This window comes from Pseudomonas sp. TUM22785 (genome assembly GCF_028198105.1).
GTDB lineage: Bacteria > Pseudomonadota > Gammaproteobacteria > Pseudomonadales > Pseudomonadaceae > Metapseudomonas > Metapseudomonas solani.
The window spans coordinates 4406344-4423007 of the sequence record NZ_CP116239.1; the positions used below are offsets into that span (position 1 = coordinate 4406344).

The following is a 16664-nucleotide window of genomic DNA, read 5'->3' on the forward strand; positions in this document are numbered from 1 at the left end:
TGAGGCGTACCATATGCGGCAGGCAAAAAAGATCCCGTTCGGCACGCACTGATCGGGGCAAGCCCCAACCGTCGTGGTACGAGTAGATGAGCGAACAGATCCCCGTCCAGAACATTACCCCTCCCCCGGCCAAGAGCGGTGCCAACACCGACCTCTACGCCAGCCGTGAAAAGATCTACACCCGCGCCTTCACCGGCATCTTCCGCAACCTGCGCATGGCAGGCGGCGCCCTCCTCTTCCTGCTCTACTTCGGTACCGTCTGGCTGAGCTGGAACGACCGGCAAGCCGTCTGGTGGAACCTCCCCGAGCGCAAGTTCTACATTTTCGGCGCCACCTTCTGGCCCCAGGACTTCGTCCTGCTGTCGTGGCTCCTGATCATCTGCGCCTTCGGCCTGTTCTTCATCACCGTCTTCGCCGGTCGCGTCTGGTGCGGCTATACCTGCCCGCAGAGCGTCTGGACCTGGATCTTCATGTGGTGCGAGAAGGTCACCGAAGGCGACCGCAACCAGCGAATGAAGCTGGACAAGACGCCCATGAGCGGCGCCAAGCTCATGCGCAAATCCGCCAAGCACAGCCTCTGGCTGCTGATCGGCTTCGTCACCGGCGTCACCTTCGTCGGCTACTTCACCCCCATCCGCGAACTGGTGATCGACCTCTTCACCGGCAACGCCGATGGCTGGGCCTATTTCTGGGTCGGCTTCTTCACCCTGGCCACCTACGGCAACGCGGGCTGGCTGCGCGAGCAGGTGTGCATCTACATGTGCCCCTATGCCCGCTTCCAGAGCGTGATGTTCGACAAGGACACCCTGATCGTCTCCTACGATCCGCGCCGCGGCGAATCCCGTGGCCCGCGCAAGAAGAACGTCGACTACAAGGCCCAGGGCCTTGGTGATTGCATCGACTGCACCATGTGCGTCCAGGTCTGCCCCACCGGCATCGACATCCGCGACGGCCTGCAGATCGAGTGCATCGGCTGCGCCGCCTGCATCGACGCCTGCGACAGCATCATGGAGAAGATGAACTATCCCAAGGGGCTGATCAGCTACACGACTGAACACAACCTGAACGGGCAGCAAACCAAGCTCATGCGCCCAAGGCTGATCGGGTACGCTGCCGCGCTCGTTGCGATGATCGGCCTGTTCGGTTACGCCGTCGCCGCCCGCTCGCTGGTGGAACTGGACGTGATCAAGGACCGCGTCCTGTACCGCGAGAACGAGCAGGGTCGCATCGAGAACGTCTACACCCTGAAGATCATGAACAAGGCCCAGAAGGACCAGGTCTTCACCATCGAAGCCGAAGGCCTCGACGGCCTCGTCTACGAAGGCAAGACCCAGGTCAGGACGGAAGCGGGCGAAGTGCTCTCGGTGCCGGTGGAACTGTCCATCGACCCGGAGAAACTCCCCTCCAGCACCAACAACATTCTCTTCCGGGTCCGCTCGGTCGATGACGCCAGCATCACCACCGACGCCGACAGCCGCTTCATCGGCCCCAGCGTCCGCTGAACAACGAGATCCCCATGCAGTCCGAATCTCCCGCAAGCCCCTGGTACAAGCAACCCTGGCCCTGGTTCATCCTCGGCATCCTCGGCACCTCGGTGGTGCTGGGCACCTCGATGCTGGTGATCGCCATCCAGAACCCGCCGAGCCTAGTGGTCGACAACTACTACGACGTCGGCAAGGGCATCAACACCTCGCTCGAGCGCGAGGAGCTGGCCAAGCGCCTCGGCATGAAGGCCCAGGTGCGCCTGGATGACCAGAGCGGCGTGGTGCAGGTCAACCTGACCGGCAACAGCCACCCGCAACAGCTAGTGCTCAGCCTGCTCTCCCCCACCCAGCAGGAGAAGGACCGCCGCATCGTGCTGCAACCGCAATCCGGTGACCTGTACAGCGGCCACCTGGAAGACTCGGTCAGCGGCCGCCGCTTCGTCGAGCTGATCGGCCAGGAAGATGGCCAGGACTGGCGCCTGTTCGAGGAAGAAACCCTCGAGAACGGCAGCGTGACCCTGCTGGGCGAATAAGCCAGGCCCCATGCCCGCGCCCCTATCCTGCTACCACTGTGGCCTGCCGGTGCCCTCCGGCAGCCCCTACGAGGCCCGCGTACTCGGTGAGACGCGGGCCATGTGCTGTCCGGGTTGCCAGGCCGTGGCCGAGGCCATAGTCGCCGGCGGCCTGGAAGGCTACTACCGCCACCGCAGCGAAACCGCCGCCAACCCCGAAGCCCTGCCCAACGCACTCCCCGACGAACTGGCCCTGTTCGACCGTGAGGACGTGCAGCGCCCCTTCGTCCAGCACCAGGGCGAACTCAGCGAAACCAGCCTGCTGATCGAAGGCATCAGCTGCGCCGCCTGCGGCTGGCTGATCGAACGGCACCTGCGCACCCTGCCCGGGGTGGACGAGGCACGCCTCAACCTGTCCAACCACCGCCTGCAGGTTCGCTGGGCCGACAGCCAGCTGCCCCTCAGCGAGCTGCTCAAGGAACTGCGCCGCATCGGCTACGCCGGCCACCCCTACAAGGCCGATGACGCTGCCGAGCGCCTGGCCGCCGAGAACAAGCGCGCCATGCGCCAGCTCGGCGTCGCCGGCCTGCTGTGGATGCAGGTGATGATGGCGGCCATGGCCACCTGGCCCGAGTTCAACATCGACCTGAGCCCGGAGCTGGACAAGATCCTGCGCTGGGTCAGCCTGTTCCTCACCACGCCCATCGTCTTCTACTGCTGCGGCCAGTTCTTCCGTGGCGCCTTGCGTGACCTGCGCACCCGCCACCTGAGCATGGACGTCTCGGTGTCCCTGGCCATCGGCGGGGCCTATGCCGCCGGCATCTGGTCCACCGTCACCGGCATCGGCGAGCTGTACTTCGACGCCGTCGGCATGTTCGCCCTGTTCCTTCTCGCCGGCCGCTACCTGGAGCGCCGCGCCCGTGAGCGCACCGCTGCCGCCACCGCGCAACTGGTCAACCTGCTGCCCGCGTCCTGCCTGCGCCTGGACGCCAGTGGCCAGAGCCAGCGCATCCTCCTCGGCGAGCTGGCCGTGGGCGATCGCGTCCTGGTCCCACCGGGCGCACTGATGCCGGCGGACGGCCTGATCCTCGAAGGCCAGTCCAGCGTCGACGAATCCCTGCTCACCGGTGAATACCTGCCCCTGCCTCGCGGGCGCGGCGACGCCGTCACCGCCGGCACGCTCAACGTCGAAGGCCCGCTGACCCTCGAAGTGCAGGCGCTCGGCGACCAGACCCGCCTCTCCGCCATCGTGCGCCTGCTGGAACGCGCCCAGGCGGACAAACCGCGCCTCGCCGAACTGGCCGACAAGGTCGCGCAATGGTTCCTGATCATCGTGCTGCTGGCCGCCGCCATCGTCGGCCTGGCCTGGTGGCAGATCGACCCGTCGCGGGCCTTCTGGATCGTCCTCTCGCTGCTGGTCGCCACCTGCCCCTGCGCCCTCGCCCTGGCCACGCCCACCGCACTCACCACCGCCACCGGCAGCCTGCACAAACTCGGCCTGCTGCTGACCCGTGGCCACGTGCTGGAGGGGCTGAACCAGATCGACACGGTGATCTTCGACAAGACCGGCACCCTCACCGAAGGCCGCCTCACCCTCAGCGCCATCCACCCCCTGGGCCCGCTCGACAACGACGCCTGCCTGGCCCTGGCCGCCGCGCTGGAGAACCGTTCGGAGCACCCCATCGCCCGCGCCTTCGGCCGCGCGCCACGCCCCGCCGAACAGGTGGAGAACGTCCCCGGCAAGGGCCTCGAAGGCCTTGTCGACGGCCAGCGCCTGCGCATCGGCCAGGCTGCGTTCGTGGCCGAGCTGGGCGGCTGGGCCGAGCCGGAGATTCCCGGCAGCAACGGCCAGTGGCTGCTGCTCGGCAATGAACAGGGCCCGCTGGCCTGGCTGGTGCTGGATGACCGCCTGCGCGAAGACGCCCCGCTGCTGCTCGATGCCTGCCGCGCCCGTGGCTGGCAGGTGATGCTGCTCTCCGGCGACAGCTCGCCGATGGTCGACGAGATCGCCCGCCGCCTCGGCATCGACGACGCCCGCGGCGGCCTGAGTCCCGACGCCAAGCTCGACGTACTGCGCGACCTGCACCAGCAGGGCCGCCGCGTGCTGATGCTGGGCGACGGGGTCAATGACGTACCGGTCCTGGCCGGCGCCGACATCAGCGTCGCCATGGGCAGCGCCACCGACCTGGCCAAGACCAGCGCCGACGCCGTACTCCTCTCCAACCGCCTGGAAAGCCTCGTGCAGGCCCTCTCGGTGGCCGGGCGCACGCGCCGCATCATCATCCAGAACCTGGCCTGGGCGACCCTGTACAATGGCCTGGTTCTGCCCTTCGCGGCGCTGGGCTGGGTCACTCCGGTCTGGGCCGCATTCGGCATGTCGGTCAGCTCGCTGCTGGTGGTGATCAACGCCCTGCGGCTGGCCAGAAGCTAGAGGCCGGTCGGGGCGCCCTCCCCTTCCGGCCTATCGCCCAGGCTCCATAACGAGATTTCCCGATGCCTGCGTTATACATCCTGATCCCCGTCGCCATCGGCCTGGTCGGCTTCGCCATCTGGCTGTTCTTCTGGGCCGTGGACAGCGGCCAGTACGACGACCTCGACGGCCCCGCCCACAGCATCCTCTTCGACGACGAAGACCCGGGCCACAAGGCCGGTATCGTCGAAGCCGACGAAAGCGAGGGCGAGCGCAAGAACGAGGAAAGCCCCGACGACGAGGACAAGCGCAGTGCTTGAACTGGCGCCCCTGCTGGTTTCGGCGCTGATCCTCGGCCTGCTGGGGGGCGGCCACTGCATCGGCATGTGCGGCGGCCTGATGGGCGCCCTGACCCTGGCCATCCCGCCGGAGCAACGTGCTCGACGCTTCCGCCTGCTGATCGCCTACAACCTCGGCCGCATCCTCAGCTACACCACCGCCGGCCTGCTCATCGGCCTGGCCGGCTGGGCCGTGGCCAGCAGCCCGGCAGCCATGGTGCTGCGGGTGATCGCAGCACTGCTGCTGATCACCATGGGGCTCTACCTGGCAGGCTGGTGGAGCGGCCTGACCCGTATCGAAGCGCTGGGGCGCGGCCTCTGGCGTCATATCCAGCCGGTGGCGAGCAAGCTGCTGCCGGTCTCCACCCTGCCCCGCGCGCTGCTGCTCGGCGCGCTCTGGGGCTGGCTGCCCTGCGGCCTGGTCTACAGCACCCTGCTGTGGGCGGCCAGCCAGGGCTCGGCCAGTGAAAGCGCCCTGCTGATGCTGGCCTTCGGCCTCGGCACCTGGCCGGTGCTGCTGGCCACCGGCCTCGCCGCCGAACGCATCACCGCTCTGCTGCGCAAACGTGGCATCCGCATCGCCGGCGGCCTGCTGGTGATCCTCTTCGGCATCTGGACCCTGCCCGGCCCGCACCAGCATTGGTTGATGGGGCACTGACAGCGAAGCTGGAAGCTGGAAGCTGGAAGCTGGAAGCTGGAAGCTGGAAGCTGGAAGCTGGAAGCTGGAAAGTCTGGCGCGGCGAGTTGTGGGGTCGAGCATTGATTCGAGCGCATGAGCAGCCACCGGGCCCCGGCGCTGCGACAGCATGACCCAGGTCAAGAAGCGCCGGTCAGGCGGCACCTAGACTGCCGAGCACTGACTGCTGAACCTGGAATGCCCGCATGCTCGACGATATTCGCTGGGACTCCGGCCTGATCCGCCGTTACGACGCCGCAGGCCCTCGTTACACCTCCTACCCGACCGCCGTGCAATTCAACGAGCGCATCGGCTCCTTCGACCTGCTTCACGCGCTGCGCGACAGCCGCAAGGCCCTGCGCCCGGTCTCGCTCTATGTGCACGTGCCGTTCTGCGCGAACATTTGCTACTACTGCGCCTGCAACAAGGTCATCACCAAGGATCGCGGCCGCGCCCTGCCCTACCTGGAAAAGCTCGAGCGCGAGATCGAACTGATCGCCTGCCACCTCGACCCGCAACAGAAGGTCGAGCAACTGCACTTCGGCGGTGGCACGCCGACCTTCCTCAGCCACGACGAACTGCGCCGCCTCATGGGGCACCTGCGCCAGCACTTCAGCCTGCTCGATGACGATTCGGGGGATTACGGCATCGAGATCGACCCGCGTGAAGCGGACTGGTCGACCATGGGGCTGCTGCGCGAGCTGGGCTTCAACCGCGTCAGCCTGGGCGTGCAGGACCTCGACCCGGTGGTGCAGCGCGCCGTCAACCGGCTGCAGAGCCTGGAGGAGACCCGCGCCATCGTCGAAGCGGCGCGCACGCTGCAGTTCCGCTCGGTGAACATCGACCTGATCTACGGCCTGCCCCGGCAGACGCCGGAAAGCTTCGCGCGCACCGTGGCCGAAGTCATCGCCCTGCAGCCGGACCGGCTCTCGGTGTTCAACTATGCGCACCTGCCGGAACGCTTCATGCCCCAGCGGCGCATCAAGACCGAGGAGCTGCCGAGCCCCGCGCAGAAGCTGGAGATGCTCCAGCGCAGCATCGAACAGCTGACCAGCGCCGGGTACCGCTACATCGGCATGGACCACTTCGCCCTGCCCGACGACGAACTGGCCATCGCCCAGGAAGACGGCCGCCTGCAACGCAACTTCCAGGGCTACACCACCCATGGGCACTGCGACCTGATCGGCCTCGGCGTCTCCGCCATCAGCCAGATCGGCGACCTCTACTGCCAGAACGACGCCAACATCGCCACTTACCAGGAAAAGCTGCAAAACGGCCTGCTCGCCACCCGACGCGGCCTCGCCTGCATCGAGGACGACCGCATCCGCCGGGCGGTGATCCAGCAGTTGATCTGCGAATTCGAGCTGGATTTCCAGTCGATCGAAGCGCTCTTCAACATCGAATTCAGGGGGTATTTCGCGGATATCTGGCCGCAGCTGGAGCAGATGTCCGCCGATGGCCTGATCACCCTCAGCGAGCGCGGCATCGACATCCTGCCGCCCGGGCGCCTGCTGGTGCGCTCGGTGTGCATGCTCTTCGACCACTACCTGACGCCAGAGACTACCCAGCGTTTCTCCCGGGTGATCTGAGGGGCATCACTTCATCAGCAGCTGGGCGGCCTCGAGCATCTGCTCGCCGCTCAGGCCTGCGTCGCGCATGGCCTTCATCAGGCTGGCGGTGGCCTGGGAAATGGCACCGTTGAGGCTGGAAATCTCGCTTTGCAGGCCTTCCATGCTGCGCAAACGGGCTTCCTCGTCCAGGCTCTGATCGGTGGCGATCGACTGGAGCTCGGCCATCTTCTCGCGCAGGTCTTCCTTCAGCTTGCGAATCATCTTGAGGATCTGCTTGACGGTGTCCGGCAGGCTGCTCTCGTCGATATCCTGGTTCTTCTTCGCCTCATCGGAGCGCGTCTTGCCCGCTTCGGACAGGCTCACGCGGATGCCCACGTGGCCGATACGGTCGTCGAGGCCGCCGTCGGCACTCTCTTCACCCTGCCCGGCATCCCTGGCCTCATCACCACGCGCAGCCGCGAAACGCTGGCCGATCTGCGGCCAGCCGGAAACGTCTACTCTCATGATCGCTCGCTCCATTGGGATCAATACCGAGATATCGACTGCGCAACGAAGAACTTGAATACGTTTCCTTCGGCCTTTTCCTAGCCCTGAGCGCGCCCCATGCGTTACCCTTACGCCCATTGTGTGTTTGCTTTTGCAAGGGATCCGTGGATGTCCGAGATCATCAAGGTACGCAACCTGCCTCAGGCACATTGCAAGGACTGCAGCCTCGCCGCCCTTTGCCTGCCCCTGTCGCTGAACATGGAAGACATGGACTCGCTGGACGAAATCGTCAAGCGCGGTCGTCCGCTGAAGAAAGGGGACTACCTGTTCCGCCAGGGCGACACCTTCGAGTCCGTTTTCGCCGTACGTTCCGGTGCGCTGAAAACCTTCGGTGTCACCGATGCCGGCGAAGAGCAGATCACCGGCTTCCACCTGCCCAGCGAGCTGGTCGGCCTCTCCGGCATGGACACCGAGCTCTACCCGGTATCCGCCCAGGCACTGGAAACCACCTCGGTCTGCGAAATCCCCTTCGAGCGCCTCGACGAGCTATCCGTCCAGCTGCCGCAACTGCGTCGCCAGTTGATGCGCGTCATGAGCCGCGAAATCCGTGACGACCAGCAGATGATGCTGCTGCTCTCCAAGAAAACCGCCGACGAGCGCATCGCCACCTTCCTGGTGAACCTCTCCGCGCGCTTCCGTGCCCGCGGTTTCTCGGCCAACCAGTTCCGCCTGGCCATGTCGCGCAATGAGATCGGCAACTACCTGGGCCTTGCGGTCGAGACCGTCTCCCGCGTGTTCACCCGCTTCCAGCAGAGCAACCTGATCGCCGCCGAAGGCAAGGAAGTGCACATCCTCGATCCCATCGAGCTCTGCGCCCTCGCTGGCGGCAGCATCGAAGACTGATCCCCGCGCCGGCCGCTCGGCCGGCGCTCTCCCCTCTCTCCAGGTTCCGCACCATGATTTTCGACGAATTCGATATCAAGACCCTGATCCGCCCGGTGGTGGACTTCCCCAAGCCCGGCGTGGTCTTCCGCGATATCACCCCGCTGTTCCAGTCCCCCCGCGCCCTGCGCCTGGTGGTGGACAGCTTCATCCAGCGCTACGTCGAAGCCGAGTTCAGCCACATCGCCGCCATGGACGCCCGCGGCTTCCTGATCGGCTCCATCGTCGCCTATGAGCTGAACAAGCCGCTGGTGCTGTTCCGCAAGCAGGGCAAGCTGCCCGCCGACGTACTCGCCCAGGGCTACCAGACCGAGTACGGCGAAGCCTTCCTCGAAGTGCACAGCGACAGCCTCTGCGACGGCGACAAGGTCCTGATCTTCGATGACCTGATCGCCACCGGCGGCACCCTGCTGGCCGCCACCGCCCTGGTCCGCCGCATGGGCGCCAGCGTGTTCGAGGCCGCCGCCATCATCGACCTGCCGGAACTCGGCGGCTCCCAGCGCCTGCAGGACATCGGCATCCCCACTTTCTCGCTCACCGCCTTCGCCCTCGACGAGAAGTGATCTTCCGGGGCCTGCACGCCAGGCCCCAATCCCCTCCCAAAGTCTGAACCCATGGCATTTGCGCCAGGCTTGCGGCCGCCCGCGCGAAACCGGGGCGAGCCCCTGGCCGCTCGGGCCATGGCGGGCAATCATGGCGACTCCTGCGTACAACAAGAGGTCGCCATGAACCCTCGCAGCAAGCTCTCCGACTGCTTCAGCCGTGAAGAAATCCAGCGCCTGAGCCAGCGCTCCGACGCCGCCGGCTGGTGGGCCGTCGGCTCCACCTGGGCGATCATCGCCGCCACCTTCGCCGTGCTCGCCCTCTGGCCCAACCCGGTGACCTTCGTCCTCGCCCTGGTCATCCTCGGCGGCCGCCAGCTGGCCCTGGCCATCCTCATGCACGAAGCCGCCCACGGCACGCTGTTCCGCACCCGCTGGCTGAACGACCGTCTCACCGACTGGCTCTGCGCGCGGGTCATCTGGGTCGACGTCGCCCGCTACCGCAAGCACCACATCCGCCACCACGCCCACACCGGCACCGATGAGGACCCGGACTGGAGCCTGTCGCGCCCCTTCCCCACCCGCCGCGCCTCGCTGCTGCGCAAGTTCACCCGCGACCTGTCCGGCATCAGCGGCCTGCGCCGGCTGCTGGGCCAGCTGCTGATGGACCTGGGCGTGCTGGAGTACACCGTGGCCGCCGAGGTCACCCGGCGCCCCCGGGGCGATCGCCGCTGGCACCACTACCTCGCCGAAGGCGCCCGCAACATGGGCCCCATGCTCCTGGCCAATGCCGCGCTGGCGGGAATCCTGGCCGCTTGCGGCGAGTTCTGGCTGTTCGGCGTCTGGTGGCTGGCCAACCTCACCACCTACAGCCTGTTCATGCGCATCCGCTCCCTGGCCGAGCACGCCTGCACCGAGCGCGGCCGCGACATGCTGCGCAACACCCGCACCACCCGTGCCGGCTGGCTGGCACGGGCCACCGTCGCGCCGCTGCGGGTGAACTACCACATCGAGCACCACCTGATGGCGGCCCTGCCCTGGTTCCGCCTGGCCGAAGCCCACCGATTGCTGCGCCAGCGCGGCCTGGTGCCGACTCCTCCCGGGTATCTGGAGGTGCTACGCCGAGTCAGCGAGACGGCCACAAAATAGCCATAACCCGCCGAAAGTTGGTCGGTGGGAGCGTGCGAAAACTGCGTTAATCCTCAACAGTTACATCGTTCGATGGCACGGTCAGCCGTGTCAGCAAGAGCCAGACAACAACAAGGGACGGCTCCCAACCACGAGGATTGCCCAATGACCGCCAGCGCCGCCGCCAACCTGCCCAAGGCCAATTTTCCCGTCCGTCGCATGGACTTCAGCTTCGACTCCACCCAGAAATACTGGTGGAGCGGCGATCCCTTCATGAGCCACTTCATGAACAACCTGTCGTCGCTCTTCCCCTATGGCGAGAAGTTCTTCGTCGACAGCGTGCGCGGCGTGCGCGACCAGATCAGCGACCCGCAGCTGCAGAAGGACATCAGCGCCTTCATCGGCCAGGAAGCCATGCACTCCAAGGAACACGCCACCTACAACGACTACGCCGCCGCCCACGGCATCGACCTGGAGCGCCTGGAACTGCGCATCAAGGTGCTGCTGGAGTGGGTCACCCGCTTCACCACCAAGAAGCAGCGCCTGGCCGCCACCTGTGCCCTGGAACACTTCACCGCGACCATGGCCGAGCAACTGCTGCGCCGCGAAGACCTCAGCACGCAGATGGACGACCAGAAGATGTACCAGCTGTGGATGTGGCACGCGATCGAAGAGAACGAGCACAAGGCCGTGTGCTACGACGCCTACATGGCGGTTGGCGGCGGCTACTTCGAGCGCACCATCACCATGGCCCTGACCACCGTGATGTTCATCGGCGTGATCGGCGCCTTCCAACTGCACCTGCTGCGCAAGGACGGCCAGCTGTTCAACCTGCGCAGCTGGGGGCGTGGCCTGAAGACCCTGTTCAGCCTGCGCACCGGCTACTTCCCGCGCATGATCAAGCCCTACCTGGACTACTACCGCCCCGGCTTCCACCCCTTCGACCATGAAACCAAGGCGCTGGAACAACGCTGGAAGGAGCGCCTCGGCTTCAACGGCTGAGTGATTCACGCCCAACGAAAAGCCCGGCAATCGCCGGGCTTTTTATTTGGCGCTTCTGCGCGCGCCCTATCGCGGGCCGTCGCCCAGCGACCCCATCGCCTCCAGCCCCTGCAGCACGCTGGCACCGGTGAAGAGGAACAGCACCTGCTCCTCGGCTTCCAGGCGAATGTCGGCACGGCGCTCGGGCTCACCGATGAAATCCAGGGACATCTGGAACAGGTTGCGGCTGATCAGGCTGGACACCCGCCGCACCACCGCATCGGGCACCAGCGCCGGCAGCAGCTTGAACTCGACTATGTCCTCGGCCATGTCATCGGCGAATTCGTCCATCACCTCGCGCAGGGCCTCGCGCATGGCCGGCGACGCACCATGCAGCTCACGCACGCCGATGATGAAGGCCTCGGCGTTGTCGGCGACGAAGTCGAAGAACAGGTTCACCGTTTCATGGCACACGCGCTTGCCGCGCCCCAGGTCGATGCCCATCAGCTTGGGCATGGCCCTGTGCTCGCCCTGCACCGCCCGCGCCGCCGCTTCACGGCGCAGGTCACGCAGGGGCTGGCGCAGCTGGGTGGAGATGTTGCGGATCATCGCCAGGCCCAGGTCGTCCACGTCCTTGAAATGGCGATAGAAGGTATTGGGGTTGAGCCCCGCCTCCCGCGCCAGCTCGCGCAGGCCGAGGCTGCTCAGGCTGCGGCTCTGGGAGGTCAGGCGCAGGGCCGCCTCCATCAGCAGGCGCTTGCCCGGTGCATCGACTGCTCTTTCCTTGGACTGTTGCCCGTCGTCCAGCACAGAACTCATGGCTGACCCTACCTAAGGTTGGTTGTACCGCGATGGCTTGCTGGCGAGTATACATCTGTCTACATTGGTATACAGCTGTATACGCCACAAAATAAGCATAACAGGAGCTTGGCCATGAACGCGCCCGTATCACCTCCCACCCCTGCCCGCCACTGCAAGATTGCCATTATCGGCTCCGGCTTCTCCGGCCTGGGCATGGCGATCCGCCTGAAACAGAAAGGCGAGAACGATTTCCTCCTGTTCGAGAAGGAAGCCGGCGTCGGCGGCACCTGGCGCGTCAACAACTACCCGGGCTGCGGCTGCGACGTGCAATCGCACCTGTACTCCTTCTCCTTCGAGCCGAACCCCAACTGGACGCGGATGTTCGCCAAGCAGGAAGAGATCAAGGGTTACCTGGAAGGCTGCTGGGAGAAGTACCGCCTGCAGGACAAGACCCTGCTCGGCACCGAGATCACCCGCGTGGCCTGGAGCGACAGCGAAGAGCTCTGGCACATAGACGACGCCGCCGGCAATCACTACACCGCGCAGTTCGTGGTGTCCGGCATGGGCGCCCTGTCCACCCCGGCCATCCCCCACCTCAATGGCCTGGAGAACTTCGCCGGCAAGAGCTTCCATTCCCAGCAGTGGGATCACAACTACGACCTGGCGGGCAAGCGCATCGCCGTGGTCGGCACCGGCGCCTCGTCCATCCAGTTCGTCCCGCAGATCCAGAAGGTGGTCGGCCAGCTCGACCTCTACCAGCGCACCGCGCCCTGGGTCATGCCCAAGCCGGACCGCGCCATCAGCGAAAACGAACGCTCGCGCTTCAAGCGCTTCCCCCTGCTGCAGAAGCTCTGGCGCGGCGGCATCTACGCCATCCTCGAAAGCCGCGTGATCGGCTTCGCCCTGACCCCGAAGGTGATGAAACTCGCCCAACTGGTGGCCAAGGGTTACATCAAGCGCAAGATCAAGGACCCGGTGCTGCGCGCCAAGGTCACGCCCGACTACACCATGGGCTGCAAGCGCGTGCTGATCTCCAACGACTACTACCCGGCGCTGACCCAGGCCAACGTCGACGTCATCACCGATGGCATCCAGGAAATCCGCGCCAACAGCATCGTCACCCAGGACGGCCAGGAGCGCCCGGTGGACGCCATCATCTTCGGCACCGGCTTCACCCCCAGCGACCCGCTGCCGCGCGGCGTGGTCTTCGGCCGCGGTGGCGTCGACCTGCTCGACACCTGGCCGGAAGGCCCGGAAGCCTACAAGGGCACCCTCACCGCCGGCTTCCCCAACCTGTTCTTCCTCATGGGCCCGAACACCGGCCTGGGCCACAACTCGATGGTCTACATGATCGAATCGCAGATCCACTACGTGCTCGGCGCCCTCGACCTGCTCGACCAGCGCAAGCTGCAGAGCCTGGAGGTCAAGCGCGAGGTGCAGGACAAGTTCAACGGCAAGATCCAGGGCAGCCTGGGCAACACCGTATGGAACGCCGGCGGCTGCAAGAGCTGGTACATCCACCCGGTCAGCGGCCGCAACTGCACCGTATGGCCCGGTTTCACCTGGCGCTTCCGCCTGCTGACCCGCAACTTTGACCCGGCGGCCTATCACTTCAGCCGTATCCAGCCGGTGCACGCCGCCCAGGGGCCGCTGACCCTCGCCACCACCACCGCTGCAGAAGGAGTACCGGCATGAAGTCCTTCGAGAACAAGGTCGCCGCCATCACCGGCGCGGGCTCCGGCATCGGCCGCGCCCTCGCCTACGGCCTGGCCCGTCAGGGCTGTCACCTGGCGCTTTCCGACGTCAACGCCGAAGGCCTGGCGGAAACCGCTGCCCAGGCCCGCAAGCTCGGCGTGCAGGTCACCGACACCCTGGTCAACGTCGCCGACCGCGAAGCGGTACACGCCTGGGCCGACCAGGTGGTGCTCGACCACGGTCGGGTCAACCTGATCTTCAACAACGCCGGCGTCGCCCATGCCGGCACCGTGGAAGGCAGCGACTACTCGGAATACGAGTGGATCATGAACATCAACTTCTGGGGCGTGATGCACGGCACCAAGGCCTTCCTGCCGCACATCAAGGCCACCGGCGACGGCCAGATCGTCAACGTCTCCAGCGTATTCGGCCTGTTCGCCCAGCCGGGCATGAGCGCCTACAACGCCACCAAGTTCGCCGTGCGCGGCTTCACCGAAGCCCTGCGCCAGGAGCTGGACATGGAAGGCTGCGGCGTCTCCGCCAGCTGCGTGCACCCCGGCGGCATCAAGACCAACATCGCCAAGACCGCACGGATGAACGACAGCCTCGCCCGGGTCGTCGGCCAGGAAACCGACCAGGCGCGCAAGCAGTTCAACGACCAGCTGCTGCGCACCACCCCGGACAAGGCCGCCTCGGTGATCCTGCGCGGCGTGCTCAAGGACAACCGGCGCATCCTCATCGGCGCCGACGCCTGGGCCCTGGACGGCATGCAGCGCCTGCTGCCGACCTTCTACCAGCGCCTGGTCACCACCTCCATGCGCCTGGCCGCCCGCTTCGCCCCCAAACCCCGTCGGGACCGGGAAGCACAGAACCTGGCGGACTGACCCACCCCGCGTAGCCCGTGCCCAGCCCGGGGCTCACCTCCCCGGGCTGAAGCCCGGGCTACGCGGTGGTCGTATCGCCCTTATCGTCGGCTTGCACCCAACCTACCTGCTACGCGGTCATGCCGTGGGCTTTAGCCCACCAACTCCCGAACCAGCCCTCTCCAGCCACGCCTCTCCAATCCCTTCCCGCCTGATCACCCAGAAATCCGTTCGGATATCCGAACGATAAAACCCGCCAAAGCCGGAACCCCGAACACCACGCCTCCAAGCCCATTCAGAACATAAAAATAAATCCTTATAAATCAATAAATTACGCACAAACCAACACGACCATACAGATGGCACGCATCCTGCCATTACAGATCCCCGACGGCGCCGAACCGCTGGCGTCGATAAGAACAAACAAAGTCGAGGACTGAAACACATGCGTATCCTTCCGAAGGTTCTGGCCGCCGCCATTGCAGCGACCCTGATTTCCGCTCCCGCTATCGCCGAAGAACTGACCGGCACCCTCAAGAAGATCAAGGACAGCGGCACCATCGTCCTCGGTCACCGTGACGCCTCCATCCCCTTCTCCTACCTCGGCACCGAGCCGGGCAAGCCGGTGGGCTACTCCCACGACATTCAGTTGAAGGTCGTCGAAGCCATCAAGAAGGAACTGGCCCTGCCGGACCTGAAGGTGCGCTACAACCTGGTGACCTCGCAGACCCGCATCCCGCTGGTGCAGAACGGCACCGTCGACATCGAATGCGGCTCCACCACCAACAACCTCGAGCGCCAGAAGCAGGTCGGCTTCTCCATCGGCATCTTCGAAGTCGGTACCCGCCTGCTGTCGAAGAAGACCGCCGGCATCAACGACTTCGCCGACCTCAAGGGCAAGAACGTGGTGACCACCGCCGGCACCACCTCCGAGCGCCTGCTCAAGTCCATGAACGCCGAGAAGCAGATGGGCATGAACATCATCTCGGCCAAGGACCACGGCGAATCCTTCCTGATGCTGGAATCCGGCCGTGCCATCGCCTTCATGATGGACGACGCCCTGCTCTACGGTGAGATGGCCAAGGCCAAGAAGCCCGCCGACTGGGTCGTCACCGGCGAACCGCAGTCCTATGAAATCTACGGCTGCATGGTCCGCAAGGAAGACGAGGCCTTCAAGAAAGTGGTCGACAAGGCCATCGCCGACACCTTCGCCTCGGGCGAGATCAACGGCATCTACGACAAGTGGTTCACCCAGCCGATCCCGCCGAAGAACCTCAACCTCAACTTCCCCATGAGCGACGAGCTGAAGAAGCTGATCGCCTCCCCCACCGACAAGTCGGCCGAAGAAATCTGACCTGTCGCGCCCATCCCGCCTCGCGGGATGGGCCAGGAGCAAGGGCCGCCGGCTCCCCGCGGCGCCGGCCGGCCCCTCCTCCCTCCACTGCCTTCAACCGCAGAAAGACAAGAACCCTGAGGGGAAAACCCTGATGAACTACAACTGGGACTGGGGCGTGTTCTTCAAGTCCACCGGCATCGGCAGCGAAATCTACCTGGACTGGTTCGTCACCGGCCTGGGCTGGACCATCGCCATCGCCCTCGCCGCCTGGATCGTCGCGCTCCTGCTGGGCTCGCTGCTCGGCGTCATGCGTACCGTGCCCAACCGCTGGGTGTCCGGCATCGCCACCACCTACGTGGAAATCTTCCGCAACGTGCCGCTGCTGGTGCAGCTGTTCCTCTGGTACTTCCTGGTGCCGGACCTGCTGCCCGAGCCGCTGGAAATCTGGTTCAAGCAAGACCTCAACCCGGCCACGTCCGCCTACCTGAGCGTGGTCGTGTGCCTCGGCCTGTTCACCGCCGCCCGCGTCTGCGAGCAGGTGCGCACCGGTATCCAGGCGCTGCCTGCCGGCCAGGCCTCCGCCGCCCGCGCCATGGGCTTCCGCATGCCGGCGATCTACCGCTACGTGCTGCTGCCGCAAGCCTTCCGCATCATCATTCCGCCGCTGACCAGCGAGTTCCTCAACATCTTCAAGAACTCCTCGGTGGCCTCCCTCATCGGCCTGATGGAGCTGCTCGCGCAGACCAAGCAGACCGCCGAGTTCTCCGCCAACCTGTTCGAGGCCTTCACCCTCGCCACGCTGATCTACTTCACCCTGAACATGAGCCTGATGCTGTTCATGCGCATGGTTGAACGCAAGGTCGCGGTCCCGGGCCTGATCGCCGTAGGAGGCAAATGAT

At 65.6% G+C, this 16664-nt stretch carries 16 protein-coding genes; 14 read left to right on the forward strand and 2 right to left on the reverse strand.

Features of this window, described 5'->3' with window-relative positions:
- The first annotated feature begins 86 nt into the window (after window positions 1-86).
- From ccoG to hemN, 6 genes are all read left to right on the forward strand, one after another.
- Window positions 87-1502 carry a cytochrome c oxidase accessory protein CcoG gene (gene ccoG, locus PI990_RS19975; protein WP_021222196.1) on the forward strand — a complete coding sequence of 472 codons (1416 nt, stop codon included), beginning with the start codon at window positions 87-89 and terminating at the stop codon, window positions 1500-1502.
- Window positions 1503-1516: 14 nt separating this feature from the next.
- A complete protein-coding gene (locus PI990_RS19980; protein ID WP_184488846.1) occupies window positions 1517-2017 on the forward strand; it encodes a FixH family protein in 501 nt (166 codons plus the stop codon).
- A 10-nt stretch (window positions 2018-2027) separates the two neighbouring features.
- On the forward strand, window positions 2028-4427 hold the full coding sequence (locus PI990_RS19985) for a heavy metal translocating P-type ATPase (protein ID WP_271658237.1): 2400 nt from the start codon (window positions 2028-2030) through the stop codon (window positions 4425-4427).
- Window positions 4428-4489: 62 nt separating this feature from the next.
- Window positions 4490-4726 (forward strand): cbb3-type cytochrome oxidase assembly protein CcoS, encoded by a 237-nt coding sequence (gene ccoS / locus PI990_RS19990; protein WP_271658238.1) that lies wholly within the window; start codon window positions 4490-4492, stop codon window positions 4724-4726.
- Window positions 4719-5402 carry a sulfite exporter TauE/SafE family protein gene (locus PI990_RS19995; protein ID WP_021222200.1) on the forward strand — a complete coding sequence of 228 codons (684 nt, stop codon included), beginning with the start codon at window positions 4719-4721 and terminating at the stop codon, window positions 5400-5402. The genes ccoS and PI990_RS19995 overlap by 8 nt, the downstream gene beginning before the upstream one ends.
- Before the next feature lie 224 nt (window positions 5403-5626).
- Entirely contained in the window at window positions 5627-7009 is a 1383-nt protein-coding gene (hemN, locus tag PI990_RS20000) for an oxygen-independent coproporphyrinogen III oxidase (RefSeq protein WP_021222201.1), read from the forward strand.
- A gap of 6 nt (window positions 7010-7015) precedes the next feature.
- Here hemN and PI990_RS20005 read toward each other — a convergent pair whose 3' ends face one another.
- On the reverse strand, window positions 7016-7495 hold the full coding sequence (locus tag PI990_RS20005; protein ID WP_271658239.1) for a hypothetical protein: 480 nt from the start codon (window positions 7493-7495) through the stop codon (window positions 7016-7018).
- Window positions 7496-7645: 150 nt separating this feature from the next.
- On the opposite strand from PI990_RS20005, the gene fnr reads away from it, so the two are divergent.
- From fnr to PI990_RS20025, 4 genes are all read left to right on the forward strand, one after another.
- Window positions 7646-8380, forward strand: a complete 735-nt coding sequence (gene fnr / locus PI990_RS20010) for a fumarate/nitrate reduction transcriptional regulator Fnr (protein ID WP_021222203.1) — start codon at window positions 7646-7648, stop codon at window positions 8378-8380.
- A gap of 53 nt (window positions 8381-8433) precedes the next feature.
- Window positions 8434-8982, forward strand: coding sequence for an adenine phosphoribosyltransferase (locus tag PI990_RS20015; RefSeq protein ID WP_021222204.1), 549 nt, complete (start codon window positions 8434-8436; stop codon window positions 8980-8982).
- A gap of 162 nt (window positions 8983-9144) precedes the next feature.
- On the forward strand, window positions 9145-10110 hold the full coding sequence (locus PI990_RS20020; RefSeq protein WP_271658240.1) for a fatty acid desaturase family protein: 966 nt from the start codon (window positions 9145-9147) through the stop codon (window positions 10108-10110).
- 144 nt (window positions 10111-10254) lie between these two features.
- On the forward strand, window positions 10255-11091 hold the full coding sequence (locus tag PI990_RS20025) for a metal-dependent hydrolase (RefSeq protein ID WP_021222206.1): 837 nt from the start codon (window positions 10255-10257) through the stop codon (window positions 11089-11091).
- 66 nt (window positions 11092-11157) lie between these two features.
- Here the strand turns inward: PI990_RS20025 and PI990_RS20030 are convergent, their stop codons facing one another.
- Window positions 11158-11889 carry a TetR family transcriptional regulator gene (locus tag PI990_RS20030; protein WP_271658241.1) on the reverse strand — a complete coding sequence of 244 codons (732 nt, stop codon included), beginning with the start codon at window positions 11887-11889 and terminating at the stop codon, window positions 11158-11160.
- A gap of 114 nt (window positions 11890-12003) precedes the next feature.
- Between PI990_RS20030 and PI990_RS20035 the strand changes: the two genes are divergently transcribed.
- From PI990_RS20035 to PI990_RS20050, 4 genes are all read left to right on the forward strand, one after another.
- Window positions 12004-13566, forward strand: coding sequence for a flavin-containing monooxygenase (locus PI990_RS20035; RefSeq protein ID WP_271658242.1), 1563 nt, complete (start codon window positions 12004-12006; stop codon window positions 13564-13566).
- On the forward strand, window positions 13563-14450 hold the full coding sequence (locus PI990_RS20040; RefSeq protein WP_271658243.1) for an SDR family NAD(P)-dependent oxidoreductase: 888 nt from the start codon (window positions 13563-13565) through the stop codon (window positions 14448-14450). The genes PI990_RS20035 and PI990_RS20040 overlap by 4 nt, the downstream gene beginning before the upstream one ends.
- Before the next feature lie 424 nt (window positions 14451-14874).
- Window positions 14875-15783 carry a glutamate/aspartate ABC transporter substrate-binding protein gene (locus PI990_RS20045; protein WP_184489478.1) on the forward strand — a complete coding sequence of 303 codons (909 nt, stop codon included), beginning with the start codon at window positions 14875-14877 and terminating at the stop codon, window positions 15781-15783.
- 133 nt (window positions 15784-15916) lie between these two features.
- The gene (locus tag PI990_RS20050) at window positions 15917-16663 is read left to right on the forward strand and encodes an amino acid ABC transporter permease (protein ID WP_021222211.1); all 747 of its coding nucleotides are present in this window, start codon (window positions 15917-15919) and stop codon (window positions 16661-16663) included.
- Window position 16664: the final 1 nt, after the last annotated feature.